Source organism: Thioalkalivibrio versutus (assembly GCF_001020955.1).
Taxonomy (GTDB): Bacteria; Pseudomonadota; Gammaproteobacteria; order Ectothiorhodospirales; family Ectothiorhodospiraceae; genus Thioalkalivibrio; species Thioalkalivibrio versutus.
In genome coordinates this window covers 1,272,984-1,288,036 of record NZ_CP011367.1, presented here as the reverse complement: position 1 = coordinate 1,288,036, position 15,053 = coordinate 1,272,984, and the positions used below count along the sequence as shown (strand labels likewise).

General features: G+C 62.0%; 15 protein-coding genes and 3 pseudogenes. 6 read left to right on the top strand and 12 right to left on the bottom strand.

The window, feature by feature from the left end; translation table 11 throughout:
• Positions 1-109: 109 nt before the first annotated feature.
• From TVD_RS14555 to TVD_RS14895, 3 genes are all read right to left on the bottom strand, one after another.
• Positions 110-847, bottom strand: coding sequence for a hypothetical protein (locus TVD_RS14555; protein WP_156167514.1), 738 nt, complete (start codon positions 845-847; stop codon positions 110-112).
• Positions 848-856: 9 nt separating this feature from the next.
• Positions 857-1,492 carry a hypothetical protein gene (locus tag TVD_RS05980; RefSeq protein ID WP_047251075.1) on the bottom strand — a complete coding sequence of 212 codons (636 nt, stop codon included), beginning with the start codon at positions 1,490-1,492 and terminating at the stop codon, positions 857-859.
• A gap of 158 nt (positions 1,493-1,650) precedes the next feature.
• Positions 1,651-1,935, bottom strand: a complete 285-nt coding sequence (locus TVD_RS14895; RefSeq protein WP_018939057.1) for a hypothetical protein — start codon at positions 1,933-1,935, stop codon at positions 1,651-1,653.
• Positions 1,936-2,133: 198 nt separating this feature from the next.
• Here TVD_RS14895 and TVD_RS05970 point away from each other — a divergent pair, with 198 nt between their 5' ends.
• Positions 2,134-2,370: a type II toxin-antitoxin system HicB family antitoxin gene (locus TVD_RS05970; RefSeq protein ID WP_018939056.1), complete on the top strand. Its 237-nt coding sequence runs from the start codon at positions 2,134-2,136 to the stop codon at positions 2,368-2,370.
• A gap of 407 nt (positions 2,371-2,777) precedes the next feature.
• Here TVD_RS05970 and TVD_RS05960 read toward each other — a convergent pair whose 3' ends face one another.
• Positions 2,778-3,374 (bottom strand): cyclin-dependent kinase inhibitor 3 family protein, encoded by a 597-nt coding sequence (locus TVD_RS05960; RefSeq protein ID WP_047251073.1) that lies wholly within the window; start codon positions 3,372-3,374, stop codon positions 2,778-2,780.
• Positions 3,375-4,346: an ADP-ribosylglycohydrolase family protein gene (locus TVD_RS05955; protein WP_240472297.1), complete on the bottom strand. Its 972-nt coding sequence runs from the start codon at positions 4,344-4,346 to the stop codon at positions 3,375-3,377. It abuts the gene before it with no gap.
• Between the two features lie 310 nt (positions 4,347-4,656).
• On the opposite strand from TVD_RS05955, the gene TVD_RS14745 reads away from it, so the two are divergent.
• Together TVD_RS14745 and TVD_RS05950 are read left to right on the top strand one after the other, a co-directional pair.
• Positions 4,657-4,818: a hypothetical protein gene (locus TVD_RS14745; RefSeq protein ID WP_167540813.1), complete on the top strand. Its 162-nt coding sequence runs from the start codon at positions 4,657-4,659 to the stop codon at positions 4,816-4,818.
• 77 nt (positions 4,819-4,895) lie between these two features.
• Positions 4,896-5,351: pseudogene (locus TVD_RS05950) on the top strand (hypothetical protein); the annotation flags it as partial.
• A gap of 771 nt (positions 5,352-6,122) precedes the next feature.
• Here TVD_RS05950 and TVD_RS14550 read toward each other — a convergent pair.
• Positions 6,123-6,569: a hypothetical protein gene (locus TVD_RS14550; RefSeq protein WP_156167512.1), complete on the bottom strand. Its 447-nt coding sequence runs from the start codon at positions 6,567-6,569 to the stop codon at positions 6,123-6,125.
• 66 nt (positions 6,570-6,635) lie between these two features.
• Positions 6,636-8,747 carry an AAA family ATPase gene (locus TVD_RS05945; protein WP_047251071.1) on the bottom strand — a complete coding sequence of 704 codons (2,112 nt, stop codon included), beginning with the start codon at positions 8,745-8,747 and terminating at the stop codon, positions 6,636-6,638.
• A 178-nt stretch (positions 8,748-8,925) separates the two neighbouring features.
• Between TVD_RS05945 and TVD_RS14740 the strand changes: the two genes are divergently transcribed.
• From TVD_RS14740 to TVD_RS05930, 3 genes are all read left to right on the top strand, one after another.
• Positions 8,926-9,087, top strand: a complete 162-nt coding sequence (locus TVD_RS14740) for a hypothetical protein (protein WP_167540812.1) — start codon at positions 8,926-8,928, stop codon at positions 9,085-9,087.
• A 465-nt stretch (positions 9,088-9,552) separates the two neighbouring features.
• Positions 9,553-10,548, top strand: coding sequence for a hypothetical protein (locus tag TVD_RS05935; protein ID WP_047251070.1), 996 nt, complete (start codon positions 9,553-9,555; stop codon positions 10,546-10,548).
• The gene (locus TVD_RS05930; protein ID WP_047251069.1) at positions 10,545-11,288 is read left to right on the top strand and encodes a DUF3320 domain-containing protein; all 744 of its coding nucleotides are present in this window, start codon (positions 10,545-10,547) and stop codon (positions 11,286-11,288) included. Before TVD_RS05935 ends, TVD_RS05930 begins: the two co-directional genes overlap by 4 nt.
• A 633-nt stretch (positions 11,289-11,921) precedes the next feature.
• Here the strand turns inward: TVD_RS05930 and TVD_RS14095 are convergent.
• The 5 genes and pseudogenes from TVD_RS14095 to TVD_RS15040 all read right to left on the bottom strand — a co-directional run.
• Positions 11,922-13,099, bottom strand: a protein-coding gene (locus TVD_RS14095; RefSeq protein ID WP_156167510.1) for an IS3 family transposase whose coding sequence is annotated in 2 segments (ribosomal slippage) — positions 11,922-12,832 and positions 12,832-13,099 — 1,179 coding nt in all. Because the reading frame shifts where the segments join, the coding sequence is not laid out codon by codon here.
• A 161-nt stretch (positions 13,100-13,260) separates the two neighbouring features.
• Positions 13,261-13,542, bottom strand: coding sequence for a helix-turn-helix domain-containing protein (locus TVD_RS05915; protein WP_047251067.1), 282 nt, complete (start codon positions 13,540-13,542; stop codon positions 13,261-13,263).
• A pseudogene (locus TVD_RS14090) lies at positions 13,539-13,888 on the bottom strand (type II toxin-antitoxin system RelE/ParE family toxin). Before TVD_RS14090 ends, TVD_RS05915 begins: the two are co-directional and overlap by 4 nt.
• A 165-nt stretch (positions 13,889-14,053) precedes the next feature.
• On the bottom strand, positions 14,054-14,722 hold the full coding sequence (locus TVD_RS05910) for an SOS response-associated peptidase (protein WP_047251066.1): 669 nt from the start codon (positions 14,720-14,722) through the stop codon (positions 14,054-14,056).
• Positions 14,723-14,733: 11 nt separating this feature from the next.
• A pseudogene (locus tag TVD_RS15040) lies at positions 14,734-15,042 on the bottom strand (ribonuclease H-like domain-containing protein); the annotation flags it as partial.
• Positions 15,043-15,053 lie beyond the last annotated feature (11 nt).

The following is a 15,053-nucleotide window of genomic DNA, read 5'->3' as shown; positions in this document are numbered from 1 at the left end:
TTCTGTTCCTTAGAATACAACAATTTCACCCCTCTTAAGCTCCACAGTCGGGACACCGGAAAGCGCCTCCAAGGGCTGCTCGCTCCAACATCCAGCCCCCGTGAGGTTGCTAAACGGAATGCCCAGACCGCGAAAAAAATACGTACAAAAAATACTCACTCCCTTTGCCCTCATCAAAAAGCTCGTCCCAATCGAGTTCCTCAAAACCACCAACTGGATTCACAAGCCCGGAAAGAGCGTCACCAAGATCCTGCCAGGCTTGCCCCCACTTTCTTTTTGGGAAACGACCCATTGAACCTTTTTTTCCTATATCGAATTGCCCCTCCCACCAGTCAGCCAAGTCTTTGTCGCAAGTCAAAGCTACAATCAATCCCAAATCGCTCTCGAGCCGATTGAGAACCTGGGCACCGTCGTTGTTTTCTTCAATAAAACGGAATTCGTTTATTCGGTCGATATCTCGTGTCAGCGATTCCGCGGTACTCGTGTTGTGCAAACGCTTGGCCTCTACAAGCAGCCTACCCTCCAGATACTCGCGGCACCCCCAAGTGACGACTAAATCCAACCGCCGATGCTTCGCCGGCTGAGCACCCCCTTGCCCTTCCCCACCGCTAAGCGGCGTGGATGGAACTTCTGTATAAGCCTGAAAGGAATAGCTGGACTGTCCGCGGGATCGGTCGAGATTTTTGCAGCATGACTGTTTCTGAAGAACGCGGATCAGCGCCGAAACCGCGTTGCTCTCGCCAATCCCGTTGTTCCCGAACGCCGGCCAATACCAACGCAGATCTTCCCACAACTGGTATGCCGCATCTGTCGCTAGTTTATTCGCGGGCTGCCCCATCACTTCCATACCACCCCCTCAACCAAGCGAACTCCAAAAAACACCGGTCCTCATCGGTTCTCGATCCGCGGCCGCAAGCGGTGCGGCCAGAACCAGCGCGGACCCTCTGGGAATATGGCGGCTTACCGACTGGGCAACGACATCCACAGTCCCCGGCGTCACGGTGTCGTCCACCGGAAGCACCACCATAGCCGAGCACTCCGGACCATGCTCACTCACTTGTTCGGCAAGAATCTCTTGGACATCGTCCATATCGCGCAGCCCCCTGGGACGCGGGCATTCGGCTATAAGGCCCATGCCGTCTGACATGGGAAGCGCCGAGAACACGTCGGCGGCATCGATACCCATCATCCCCGGGGAGACCGCCCGCTGGAAAAACCGAACCACTTCCGAGGAATGAGAGCACGGGAAGCGGATTCTCTTGGCTCTCTGTGCATGCCCGTCAAGGTAGATCTCGGCGACTGAGCCATCTTTGTCGTCCTCTACGTGGAGGCTCAAGGCAGCATTCGTTTCACGTCCCATCACGCCGCGCCCGTCTGGCAGGTTGCCGGGATAGCCCTCGAGGACCGCGAATGGCCCGCCTCCCGGTTGCTGGACCCATAGCGTCCAACCGCCATCGCCATGTTCTACAACGCGGCTCTCGAAATCTTCCACTTCATCCCCCTTGAATCCATTCCAACCACCCAGAAGCCATCCGAGAACCCACTGCTTGGTTCACAGGCGGCCGCGTACGTGGGGGCGCTACCCCGTTCCACTCCCGAACCAGGGACCGTCGTTCGTGGGTTCAGGCATTTGCCACCTGCCCACCCTAATCAGTCGATCTGGCGCAGGATTCGACTATCCGTTCCGCCAATATACGTAGGTGCCGCGCCCGGTCCCTCTTCTACCGTCCCCAGGATCCGTCCGTCCGGGGCACGAATGTACGTCGGCCCGAACCGCTTTTGGTCGACGTATCCCGTGATCCGGCCATCCGCCTCGCGGATCAAGGGCTGGCCCACATGGTGACTATTGCCCGAGGGGAGCGTCGGAGTCATGCAGCCTGCAAGCAAGGCCAGCACAAGCGGGGCAACACCCCGGGCTAGGCGCTTCGTCTTCATTGGCCTCGTGCTACGGCTGAATGCCTTCCCAGCATCTCACCCCAGTGCGTCGTTTTCTGTCGCCCAGGTTTTGTATCGTGTCGTATCGGGTGGAACGGAATTCATTCCCCGGTCCCGCGACCGCCCTTCAAAATCGGTCTCGTGGGTCACCGGAAAGACAGCCTTATCGACTGTTGACGCTAGACCAGGAGCATTGCGATGAACGCACAGCATTACCCCGTCCGCATCGAGCGCGACGCCGCTGGACGGTACCTCGCCACCTGCCGTGACGTACCGGAGGCGCTCACCGACGGCGCTGAACGTGATGAAGCCAAGACCGAGATGGCCGATGCGCTGATGGTCGCGCTGGAGGGCTATCGGCTTGATGGGCGCCCGCTGCCCCCGGCTTCGCGCCCGGAACCGGGCGAAGTGCTGATCCGCGTGAAGGCGGATTGATTGCCCGAACCCGGCCTAGTCGCGGATGGCCGTGATGACTCCGTCGTCGACCCATACGTACGCCGCGCCCTGTCCCTGCCGATACTCCCATCGCTCTTCGGCCCCGCGAACGGTCGTTAGCCGCCGCACCCTTCGTGGCGTACCACAAAGTTCGGCGAGGTCCGACGCCTTGTCCCCAGGCTCAAAGGATCGGGAGGGACGAAAGCAGGCGGCAAAGCGCTGCTGCTCGGCACGCCGTTGTTCTCGCTCCTCCTGATTCGGAAAGTCGCGGCGCTTGGCGTCACCGATACAGGGGGCATCGGCGTACTCGACCCCCTGCGGCGTTTCGCACTTGAAGTAGCCGTCGGCGGGCGCGGGTGAGCTGCCCACCCACAGTGCACACCCGAGCCAAACCACCCACGCACGGCTCATCCACCAAGCTCCCCTGGGAGGGTCTCGTCGAACCTGCTCGCGTACTGCCCCACCGCTACCCGTTCAAGATAGCGCTCCTGCGCATGGGACTCGATGGCACCCGGTCGCGCCTGGCGGATCTGTGCGATGGCAGCCACGGGCGGTATGCCCCGATCAATCAGGAGCCGGGCCGCCACGGTGCCGGCCCGGCCCAGACCGCCTTTGCAATGCACCACCACGCGCCCTCCCACATACAGCGAGCGGTGGATTTCCGGCGCCAGGGCCTGCCACCGATCATCCCACCCCGCATCGGGAGCGGCCATGTCGGGGATGGGAAGGTGGTACCAGGTCAGCCCGGCGTCACTGACGCAATCGCCCAATCCCGGAACACTCAATTCGACCAATTCATCGATTGTGGTGAGGGTCACCACGGCGGTCGCACCCCAGGTCTTTATCCGCGTCACATCGGCCTGAAGATCCCGGGCCCAGGGGCCGGTCATCGCCTGCACTTGTTGCTTGCCGGGGCAGAAGGTGACGCCGATGACGCCACCCTCCGCAAGCGGAATCTCGGCTATTTGCAGCGGATGGCTAGCACTGGTCCGTTGGGTGGTCATTCAGATGCCCTCCGTAGATCGGGCATCGCTCACCCCCGCAGGGGCCGCATCCGCGAGCTGTAACAATGCATCTCCGAGTCCGGCCAGACGATTGTGCTGGCTGAGCCGGGCGTGCCACTCTTCGGGGATGCCCGCCTCTCCATAGAAGACCCCGGCCAATTGCCCAAAGATCGCGGCGGTGGTGTCGGCGTCATCACCCAGGTTGGCGGCCATCAGGGCCCCTTCCCGAAAATCATGGCTTCGTTCAAAGGCCCATAGAGCGGCCTCAAGGCTGCCGGCCACGTAGCCCGTGCCTCGGATGCGGGGCGGATCGTTGTGCCGGAATGATCCCTGCGCAATCGCCTCGATCCGCGGCGCCAGCGCGTCCTGCGCCTCGAAGCCCGGCAGCTCGCGCCAGGGACATTCCAGCATCTCTTCCCGGCTCCAGCCCTCAAGAGCGGCCAGCGTACAGGCCGTCCACAAACGACAGGCATCCAGGCACTCACGTGCACCATGCGTCGTTCTCGAACTCGCCTGCGCCGCCACATGTGCCTGAACCGGTGTGTGCCGATACGCCAGGGGGATCGGAACCAGCCGCATCAGGGATCCATTGCCGGCTGATTGCGGATCGTCTGACCCACTCATCGGATCACCGGAATCCTCATAGCGATGGAGTGCCGCGCGCACCGTGTTCCCGATATCGAAACACCGTCCCGTACTGCTCGCGTACCCCTCCCGCCACCACCGCACGTACCGATCCATCTGGTCGTGTGCATCGAACCCGTGGCAGTGGACCAGGCTCTCGGCCAGGCAGATCGCCATCGAGGTATCGTCCGTCCATTGCCCCGGCTGCAGACCAAACGGTCCACCTCCGACCATATCGGTAATGGGTGTGAAACGGCCGGGACGCTGGAACTCCAGGGTGGTACCGAGTGCGTCGCCGCATGCCAGTCCCAGCATAGCGCCCCGGCAACGGTCTTCGAGTGTCGGCATGCCCCGCCTTCTTCTTGCTGGTTTGATGGAACCCGGACGACACACGCGCGTGATTGCGGCCGGTCAACGGCGTCTTCGCTTTGTTGATAGCACACGCAGGCGTCATCCGCTGACGCGTCACCGTGCACTCGACCGTGTCAGTATCGTGGTCCGGCCACCGGACATCACTGCCGCGCAATCCGGCGTCCCATGACCCTCAAGGTCAAAGCCGCGCCCCCAATCGCCACATCTAGCGCCCGGCCGGTAGCATGCATGCCCAGGGGTGAAGAACGCCCCCCAAACACGAAACGCCACCGCCACGAATCAAAGCATGGAGCGCAACATGGACGATAAAGAGCAGGAGCGGGAAGAGCAGGAACGCCAACAGCGCCTGGAGAATATGCAGAGGCGCAGCGACGGCCAGATGGGTGTCGGGTTCGATGTGCTGTATGAACCGAACCAAGACGAAGGCGAAAAGAAGGACGGCGAGTGAAATCCGAATGCAGGGCTGAGCGCTTCAGGCATGCAAGCCTGCATGGTTTCCAGGCCCCGAGCTGACGGGAACCGACCATGACGATGCTCAAGGTTGGAGAAAAGGACCGTGACGGTCGGCAGAAGCGCATCGAGCACACCAGGCGCTATCTGCGAGCCAGCCGAACCGGCGGGCTTTCGCTCCGGGCTCAGACCCGAGCCGCCGGCGTAAATCCCACCGGGAACACCCGCCACGGCGCTTGCGTATCGACCCGCCTGGCAAAGAACACCCAGGTCGCATTCCTGAATGGGCGTTTCATCCTCCGCGGGCGCTACGGCTCGGATGCCGCGAAGTTCAACCTCTCCAAATCCGGCGTCACGGTCTCCACCAAGACGCCGATCGGCTCGTTCACCTGGATCCGGCCGGGGCGCTCCTCGTCGAAGATCGCGGGGATTCAATTGCGAGGTCACAATGCGGCCGCTATCCAAGGGATATTCGCAATTTTCGCCAGCGTCTACTGGCTGTTCGGTACGGGGGTGCTCCGGAGCTATTCGAGAGCCTTGACGGCGGAAGCGTGCATAAACGCACTGAGCCGGCAGCTTCATAGCTTGGATTTTAACCACGCAGGGATCGAAGGTGCCTTTGCAGGCTCGTACCGGCTCATGTGCGGGATGCCCGCCACGTACATCGGCTGCCCGCGCCAGTGGGTCTTCCAACCTTTCAAACTCCAGTTCCCATGACCAGCGTGCCTGGGTGACGGGTGTTCCTCTTGACCCTCTAGAAGGTGTCGGAGATACGCATAGGTCGAGTCCTTTTCCCCATTCCCAAAAGCGATGATGAGCTTGGGACGGACTAGATCGAGGATCGCCTCGTGCACTGGCCAACATTGATCTACGAGCCGACGTTCGATCCCTGTTGCATCCCTGCTTTGGACAAAGATCAGGTTGCTCGCGCAAACCTCGCCAGATTCCCATCCGATCGATGCTAGAAGTCTGCGCACCCGTTTCTGAAGAACGGCCTCCCCGGAACCCGACGCCACTGCCCGGTTCGTATATGCTTCGTCCGTGTAGGAGTTCTCGGTATAGTCCAGCATCTCCTCGATATTGGACCCTAGCGAAGGCCCTCCTTCGCCCCCTGGATTGAATCCCAACAGATAGATCGGACCTAGTCTCAGGTTCTCGTGGCTGGTGTAGAGGATACCTCCAGACTTGCCACTCAAATTCGACAGTTCCCGTCGTGCGATCTCTTGTAGCTTTTCCTTGTTCATCCCCTACACCCAATTTATCCCAAATCCGTCCGCCGAGGGAGAACTGCGGCGACCGAAATCAGCGCCCCTCTAATGGAAACCACTCTATGTTCGCTTCGCGGAGACGCTCGTATGTATCCCCATTTTCGAAGTTCCAGCCATTCGGCATACAATGTTTCATGTTGAGCCCCTCTTTTGAGCCGAGATAGGCCGCTTGATTTTTGGACACAAACACAATCTTCCAGTGCTTGCTCAACAGGCGCGCAACATCTTCTTCTGGAGTTCCCTGCTCAAGCAGACGGCACGCCTCTTCGATCAGGACAGAGCAAGGCACCACGTGTTCCGGGTGCGCAGGCTGTCCATCAAGAATTTCCTGCGACTGCCCTACGCTTACAAAATCCTCTTCGGGATGTAAGAAATACGTAAAGACTCGGGAATGACGGCCTTTTCCTCCTCGCGCAATGCAGTCTTTGAAGTGCTTTACCAAGAGTGATGATGCTCTGAAGACCGATTCGCTGTTTTCCATTTCCCTATTCCCTCCTTGCCATAACAATCAATGATCCAACTGCGCCGTAAGCCACTGTGAGAAAGCTTAGAGAAACCCGGATTTCCTTCCCTCAACTCGCCCCTTCGAAGCGCTCTCGCGCTCCAGCTCTTCAACGAGTGTTGTCGGCTCGAAACAATGCCCGAGGTTACAGGCGCGCCGGAACAGCATCGCGAAGTCGCCGGGGGCCAGATTCTCCAGCCGCCAGATCCGTTGTCGCAGGTATCCCGCTTGCCCGGAGTCTGGCACGGCAAGGGCGAGTGCTTCCAGCAGGTTCAAGAACAGCACCCAGCGACGCTCGGCACTCGGGTATTGCAGTTCGATCTTGGCGTCGAAGCGCCTCATCACCGCAGCATCGAGCCGGTCGAACGCGTTCGTTGCGCATACGAAAATGCCCTGGAACTCCTCCATGCGCGTCAGGAGTTCGTTGGTCTGGGTGACTTCCCAGCGCTGTCGAGCACTCTCACGGTCGGTGAGAAAGCTGTCGGCCTCGTCGAGGAACAAGACAGCGCTCGATTCCCTCGCCTGCTCGAACATCTCGGCGATGTTGGCCTCGGTCTGTCCGAGAAACTGGGCCAGCAGGTCGGATGCGCGCTTCAGGATCAACGGGGCATCAAGTTCCTGCGCCAATGCGCGGACGAGTTCGGTCTTTCCGGTTCCCGGTGGGCCATAAAGCAGGAGACGCCCGCGGCCACTGCGCTGAAGACCCGCGAACGACTCCTCCAGGTCCGTGCTGGACTCGAGGGCCTCGCGCTTCCACGGGAGGGTTTCCTCTGACGCCTTCGGCAAGGCCGCAAATCCCTGCACCCCAAGGTGTTGGTCGATCTGCTCTCGGAGGAATGACTCCGTCATCGTCACATCCGAACCCGAGTCCACCATGCCGCCCAGAGTCGCCACCTGACGCATGATCGCTGGAGTGACGGCGCGATGGTGTGCAAGGGAGTCTTCGAATCCCGCCGATACCGGGACCCCTTCGAAACAACGCCGCACCATTTCGCGCCGCGTCGTGGGGCCCGGGGATCGAAACTCCCGGACGTAGGTGAAGCGGCGCAGATATGCGGCATCCATCTGGTTCGTTGAATTGGCGACCCAAATACTGGGTACCAAACCGGCTTCCAATCTCGAGTTGATCCATGCCTTGCCGACTCTGACGCCCCCGCGCGACCAGGCCGGGAGCCCCTGGTCGGCAGACGTTGAGAAAACATCGTCCATGTCATCGAACAGCAGCAACACGTTGCCTTGCTTTCCGTAGAGGTTCTGAGCCAGGGACCAGCGGCGAAGCCGCTGCAGGGGAGCGATCGGTTCGCCATTCGGTTCGCAATGCGCCACTTCCACCAATGACGCGCCGAGCTCTTGAGCCAGGAGCCGCACAAACTCGGTCTTGCCTGTGCCAGGCCCACCATAGAGAAGGATGTTGACCGCCTTGCCGCCCTGCTGCTGGCTCTCCCGGATGATTCGGACCAACCGCTGCATTTCCTCTTCCAGGTGAGGGATGTCGCTCACTCTGATTGCCGGCGCCGGGGCGGGTGTATAGAACCAACGCAGCAGGTCCTCGACCTCCGACACCTCTTTCGACAACTCTTCGGCCATCCGGCCGCGAAGCTCGAGCTGCAACTCGTTTGCCCGTCCGAGCCCGGGGCCAACGGAGGACACCAACCCGGTCTCACAGATGCGCCCCCTCTCATCCAGTGCTTCGCGGACATCTCGCGTGGGCACGCCGAGCAAACGACCCAGGATGTAAAAGCCGCGGCCCGAACGCCGATCCAGATAAGCATCGAGCGCTTCGTACAAATCACTACTGCGATGGATCAGTGCCAACGCGCCCAACACCCGTTCTTCAACCGGCTCAAGGCCGACGCGTCTGCCCAGCCTGGCCAGGTTGGTCCGCATGGGTTCGGGAAAATCATCCGAGACGCCGCGCTCCAGAAGCTCTCGAATACGTCTTTCGATCGCAGCTTCTTCCTGTGCGCCCAACGCATCCGAAGCCCCCTCACCTTCCAGCCCACACGCCGTCAGCACGGATGGAGGAAGGTCCGACCAGGACAGATTTGTATGGGTCTGCAGGTCCTCCAGGATGCGCAGACACCACAGTCGAAGGAGCAATTCCATCTCAGCCATATCATCGTTGCATTTGGGGTCGATGCGAGCTACTCCGGCCACGTCCGTCTCCTCTCTGGATGCGAACCCATCATCAACCCAATAGGCGACGGTTTTTGACGTATCCTTGAAGCCGGCTAGGCGGATTGCTACAAACAGACGGCCAGCTCGGTCCCGCGATACCGGGTCCGCTGCCTCGCTGGAACCGCCAGCAGCAAGAGTCAAAACCTGGAGAGAACCCGTGGCCGGAGACCAGCAGGAACGAGACGAACAGCCCGACCAAGAGGAACTGCAGAAGCGCCGGGAGGCCCTACAGCGGCGCATCGACAGCGAGGCCAGTGCCGGGTTCGAGGTCCTGCACGAACCCGAACACACGGAACGGAAAAAGGACGAGCACGAGTAACGCTCCTTCGAGCGACTGGGGGACGCGGTGCAGCCCACACGCGCGGCCGTCTTCAGTCACGCCTACAGCCGAGACACATTCGAGCGGCCATTCGTCTTTTTTCGGTTGACGCTGCCGAGCGTCGAACGCTGTCGCACCGGGTCACCAGGATGGGGGCTGACCATCCCGGTCCATGTGCAGCCCGGCACTCAAACAGACGCCTTCGCATCCACGCCCAACATCAACCAGGAGTCGTTCATGAACCCGGACCGCCACGCTCCCACGGATCACTTGGAACCCTTGAAGGGGCTCACCCTGCACCCCGAGTTCGTGCGCTTCGAGGACCGCTCCCGGGTGATCCTGCAGCGCTTCGCCAGTACGAGGCGCTGCAGGACCACCTCGGAGGCGACCCGCTCGTTGATCCCCACTGAGCACTGCCTCCGAACCGGCACGGCCCTTGTCCGAAGCGGGTGATGGGCTGCGCCCATGGCATTGCTGAAGGTTGGCGAAAAGAACCGCGACGGCCGGCAGAAGCGCATCGAGCACACCGGGCGCTATCTGCGAGCCAGTCGAACCGGCGGGCTGTCGCTCCGGGCGCAGACGCGGGCCGCCGGCATCAACCTGACCGGAAATACCAACCACGGCGTACGGGTGTCCACGCGTCTGGCGAAGAACACCCAGGTCGCCTTCCAGAACGGTCGCTTCATCCTGCGCGGACGCTATGGCTCGGATGCGGCCAAGTTCAACCTGTCGAAATCGGGCGTCACCGTCTCCACCAAAACCCCGATCGGTACGTTCAACTGGATCCGACCCGGGCGCTCGTCAGCCAAGATCGCGGGAGTTCAACTGCGGGGGCACAACGCAGCGGCTATCCAGGGGGTCTTCGCGGTCTTTGCCAGCGTTTACTGGCTATTCGGTGGGGTAATGCGACTCTTCGCGGGGCTTATCGGCGGGATCGGGCGACTCGCCACCGCGGCCCAGGCCCGACGTCAGCTTGCAGAGGAGGAAGCGGCACGCCCTCAGTTTCAATTGGACACGGTCCGGGCACTGGGCGAGCAGGCTCTGGCCGAGCACGGGGTGGACCCTTCGACCTGGTCCGGCCGGGATCAGCTTGCGGCCCTCGCCTTTGCGTTCCTAGCCCTCGGCCGCGGGGCGGCAACGTTGCCACAGCGCTCGAACGAAAATAGCTCGGCACCAGCGGCTGAGGCGGCCTTGTTCGAGGACATGCAGCCCGCCGCCGAGCACTGGCGAATCTGGGTGGGACCCCTGCCGCCCGAAGACATCGAACCGGCCATGGGGATCGTGACGATCCTGGCCCGGAGCCTCAGGCAGACGGCCGATTCGGAGTGGCGCGGCGAGGTCCTGCTGGCCCTGGATGACGCCTGCCTGCGCGATGGGCCCAAGACCCTGCTGCAGGAAGCGATGATCGACCTCACCGCCGAGGCCATGGGCGTGGAGCTTGTCCTGGAGGGCGAGCGATGAGCGAAACAGACCATGGTGCCCTGGATGCCCTGGCCCGGGTGCACCAGCATTTCATCCAGACCCCAGGCCCGAATGAGACCTGCGCGGCGTGGCGTTCGTATTGTCGTGACCGTGGTTGCGAATGGGTGACGACGTGGGACACGCAGCCCTACCGGGAAACCGAGACGAATGATCTTGCTCTATCGGGGCACGACCGGTTCGACGACATCCCCCAGGAGGCACTCGATCAGGCTCTATTGCAGATCGTCGACACCGAAGGGCCGGTTCACCTCGTCATCCTCACCCGGCGACTGCTTGAGGCCGCAGGGTTTTCCCGGGCCGGATCCCGAATCCAGGCGCGCATCCATGAGCGTCGCGCTGCCCTGGGTGCGCAGGACTTGATCCGCCTGGCGGGTGAATTCTCTGGCCGTGACGAACAGTTCGCGGTGCCCTGCCTGCGGGACTGGACGGGGCTCCCGGATGCACTCCGTCAGCTCGACCACGTCCCCGATACCGAACTGACGCTATCGCTGGTTCGCACGGTGGCTGAAGCCGGCACACTCGACCGCGATACGGCCATGAACGACGCCCTCCACCGGATGGGGTTCATCCGCCTGACGGACAACGCGCGGGACCGGTTGCAAGCACCGGTGGCGCAAGCACTCGAACGCGGTCTGCTTATCGAACGGCAGGAGACCCTCGAAGCCTGCGCGAATGCGTTCAGGAGGCCACGGACACCGGCGGAACCAAAGCGAACTTAGAACCGCCTCCATCTCTGCTACGGAGTGCGAGCTCGTCCAGACGGCTAAACAAGCTTTATGGCGCACGAGCCAGACGTTGCCGAAATGTCACTCTCGGAGGTCTAGATCAGCGACCATGCACAACGTCACAGGGGAGAATGTCGACGCAGAGGCAAGCCCGTCCCTATCAGTCAACGATGCTCCCATTGAAGCGTACAACCGTGCCGCCGGTTTGGGAGCGTCTGGATCAGAGCAAGCAGTGTTCGATGGCGGGCAAGGCCACGGGTAGCGCCAGCGATTCGGGAGCGGGATTACTGAGCGCCTGGATTCGCAGAAACTCGCGGCACAGCCGACCAACCGTCTCCCGAAACCCTCGGGACAGCGGTTACGGAGAGGGAATCAGCGCCGGCGCTCGAGCCAAATCGCCAAGCCCACAACTAATGCTGTTCCAACCGCAATGAGACCGATCAGGATATAGGTGCTCATGCTGCCTCCTGGGCGTGTCGCACGTAGGATCTCAGATTACGCTCCAGGATATCCACGGAGATAGCGATGGGGACAGAAACGGGATTCTAGAGCGACCCAGCGGTCATCGCGACGATGATTGGGAGCAACACTCAATCGGCATCCTTACTGGAATCTCGAGTGTGGTGGTCAAGTGATTTCGGACACCGCGTTAGGTGGATTGGCTGCCGTTGGTTGCTCGTAGACGCTGGGAGGCAGGTAGCCCAGCGTCGAGTGGATGCGAACGGTGTTGTAGAACCGAGCGATGTAGTCCGCGATATCCCGCCGCGCCTCGCCGTGGTTCGCGTAGCGACGCTGCCAGACGCGTTCCGTCTTGAGGCTCAGGAAGAAGCGCTGGACGACGGCATTGTCCCAGCAGTTACCCCGGCGACTCATGCTCGCCTGGATCTGGTGCCGGGCCAGCAGCCGCCGCCAGGCGGCGCTGGTGTATTGGCAGCCCTGGTCGGAGTGCAGCAGCAGTCCCCGCTCCGGTTGGCGCTGCTCCAGCGCCATGCGCAGGGCCTCGCAGGTCAGGCTCGCCGGCATCTGCCGATCGAGGGCCCAACCGATGACCTTGCGCGAGTACAGGTCGAGGATGACCGCCAGGTAGCTCCAGCCGGTGGCGGTTGGGATATAGGTGATGTCGGACGCCCACGCCTGGTTCGGTCCGGCCGGGGTGAACTCGCGGTTGAGATGGTTTTCGGCGACAGGGGCCCTGTCGTCGCGTTGCGTGGTGGTCACGAAGCGCCGCCGCCAGACGGGCCGCAGGCCGCGCTCGCGCATCAGCGTCCGCACCCGGTAACGGCCCACGACGGTGCCATCCGCCTGTAAGGCTTTTGCCAGACGCCGGCTGCCGTAGGTTCGCCCGGAAGCCGCGAACACGCGCTCGAGGTGAGCGCCAGCGGCGCAGGGCACGCTTGGATGTTCGGCCCGCGCCCGCGCCGCGTAATAGCCGGCCCGGCTCACTCCCAGCAGCCGACAAAGACGATGGACAGGGCCTTCTCCGCTCAACCGCGTGATGCAGCGATGCATCACTTCAGTTCCCGGGCGAAGAAGGCCGACGCTTTTTTTAGAAGCTCCTTGTCCTCCTTCAACCGCCGGTTCTCCTCCTCGAGCTGGCGGATCCGTTGCTGTTCCGCCGTCAGCGGCCGACCCTCGCCCGGTTGTCCCGTGCGCTCCGCCTTGAGTTGATCGACCCAGCGGCGAACGGCCGTCTCGCCTAGATCCTGATCCCGGCATACGACTGAGACCTCCAGACCATCATCGACCACCATCCGGGCCACGCGCTCCTTGTATTCGCTTGAAAAACTTCGGCGCTTGCGTGCCATGGTTGTTCTCCTCGTCCAGGGGGTATCGTCCCACCTAACGAGGTGTCCACGGAAATTAGACCAGCTCACGAGAGCCACCTACCCCATGGATCGCTGGACTACCCACCCATAACACGGTAGGCCGACGCTAGAACTTTTGCGATCAAAAGAGGCGGACACGGCTACGCGGCGTCGAAGACCCGCAACTCAACGTGCAACCCGGCGGCCGCTGCCATGTTCACCAGGGTATCGAGGCTAAACACGCCGATCTTTCCTCGCATCAGATCAGAGACTCGCGGCTGCGTGACCCCGAAGAGTTTCGCGGCCTCGCCCTGTTTCATTTCCGAGCGAACGAGATGGTCCTTGAGGGCCCTCATCAGAGCGGAACGCAGCTTCAGGTTCTCCGCTTCTTCCGGGGTGTTCTCAATCGCATCCCACACGCTGTCGAATCGGTGCTCGGTCATTGGCCTATCTCCTGCAGCAAATCGCGATAACTCTGAGCGGCTAACTCCAGATCGCTCTTGCGGGTCTTTTGTGTCTTCTTCCAGAAGCAATGCAGCACGTAAACCGCACCCCGAACTTGGCGACATAGAGGACCCGAAATGCTCCGGACTCGTCTCGGACCCGGATTTCTCTGACACCCTTCCCCACGGACTGTATCGGCTTCCAGTCGTCGGGGTCTCCTCCATGCTGGACTTGGTCGATCTGGTGCCCGGCCTCCCGTCGAGCCGACAAGGGGAAAGCACGGAGATCGTCCAGTGCCGTCGCTCGGAACACGACTGGCTTGAGGCCTGAACCGGACATACTCATAGCCTATACATTTTTTTGTATCTTTGCATCAAGCCCAGGGCTCGCGCTGACTCACTCGGACTTGGACGAACGCTTCGGGACGCCCTGCTCCTGCAATATCAAGAGAAAGACAACGGCTGGGAAATGACACCTCCAGCCTCGGGCCTCGGGCAGGCAAACGGTGGATTAAGCCCAGTCTACGGGATCAAGCAACGACCGATGGTCATTCGCCGGACGATTCACTCGGGTGGAAACTGGATACGCCCGCAAAGCGGAGGGCGGCATACGGCGAGTGATATGGCGGACCTGCTCACGCTCAGTGATCTCAGGGTCTAGCCAATCCCATCGGCATTCAGCGTCCAGCGCGAGCGGCTGTCGGTCGTGGATATGCGCCAGGTGTTCGGACGCAGGCTCGGTGATGATCGCGCAGCAGGCCCCACCGCTGGCGGTCGGCGCCCAGATGCCCGCCAGGAACAGCACGTCCTGCGTCGCGTCGTCGGTCAACGTGATGAAATGCGGCTGCTTGCCCTCTTCGGTCTTTTGCCACTCGAACCAGCCATCCGCCGGGACGATGCAGCGCCGATGCGCGAAGGCACTGCGGAAGTACGGGCTGCCCGCTACCTTCTCGGCGCGGGCGTTGATGGGCTGCGGCCCATCCGTTACCCGTTTGGGCCGGAACCCCCAGTGCATCGGCTGAAACGCGGCCGGCGTTTCCTCCCCCGCCCGAAAGGCCTCGATATCGGTGCCCGGGGCAACGTTGTACCGAGGGGCATCGAATCCCTCGTCCACCGGCACCTGGAAGTACCGCATGGCCAGCTCGCTGGTCGCGCTGTAGCGCGCAAATCGTCCGCACATTCGGTATCGCCTTACCGGGTAGCCGCCTCATGTCGCATTCGAAGTCTTTCTAGACGCCCATCGGCGCGAGGTCCAGGTTCCAGTTGCTCAGCGTACCGGAGCGCCCTCTCCCAGTCCCGGCGCTGGTGTTCCTGGTACTTGGCCAGCGCCTCCAGTGCCTCCTGAACGCCCCGCTCGGCCAGCGATTCCCAAACGGGCACCGCCTGGTCGTATCGCCCCTCTCGCCGCCATTCGCGCGCGAGCCATAGCAGGCCCGGCGCCGACAGGCTCTTTTGGTGGCCTTCCAGCAGCCGACGAGCCGCCGCGGGGGCATCGGGTCGGCGCTACATGC

Coding starts and splice junctions, on each gene's coding strand:
- TVD_RS05960 (WP_047251073.1), bottom strand. CDS start 3,374: ATGACCACCCAACGGACCAGTGCTAGCCATCCGCTGCAAATAGCCGAG.
- TVD_RS05915 (WP_047251067.1), bottom strand. CDS start 13,542: ATGACCGAGCACCGATTCGACAGCGTGTGGGATGCGATTGAGAACACC.
- TVD_RS14895 (WP_018939057.1), bottom strand. CDS start 1,935: ATGAAGACGAAGCGCCTAGCCCGGGGTGTTGCCCCGCTTGTGCTGGCC.
- TVD_RS05910 (WP_047251066.1), bottom strand. CDS start 14,722: ATGTGCGGACGATTTGCGCGCTACAGCGCGACCAGCGAGCTGGCCATG.
- TVD_RS14555 (WP_156167514.1), bottom strand. CDS start 847: ATGGAAGTGATGGGGCAGCCCGCGAATAAACTAGCGACAGATGCGGCA.
- TVD_RS14745 (WP_167540813.1), top strand. CDS start 4,657: ATGGAGCGCAACATGGACGATAAAGAGCAGGAGCGGGAAGAGCAGGAA.
- TVD_RS05930 (WP_047251069.1), top strand. CDS start 10,545: ATGAGCGAAACAGACCATGGTGCCCTGGATGCCCTGGCCCGGGTGCAC.
- TVD_RS14550 (WP_156167512.1), bottom strand. CDS start 6,569: ATGGAAAACAGCGAATCGGTCTTCAGAGCATCATCACTCTTGGTAAAG.
- TVD_RS05955 (WP_240472297.1), bottom strand. CDS start 4,346: ATGCCGACACTCGAAGACCGTTGCCGGGGCGCTATGCTGGGACTGGCA.
- TVD_RS05970 (WP_018939056.1), top strand. CDS start 2,134: ATGAACGCACAGCATTACCCCGTCCGCATCGAGCGCGACGCCGCTGGA.
- TVD_RS05935 (WP_047251070.1), top strand. CDS start 9,553: ATGGCATTGCTGAAGGTTGGCGAAAAGAACCGCGACGGCCGGCAGAAG.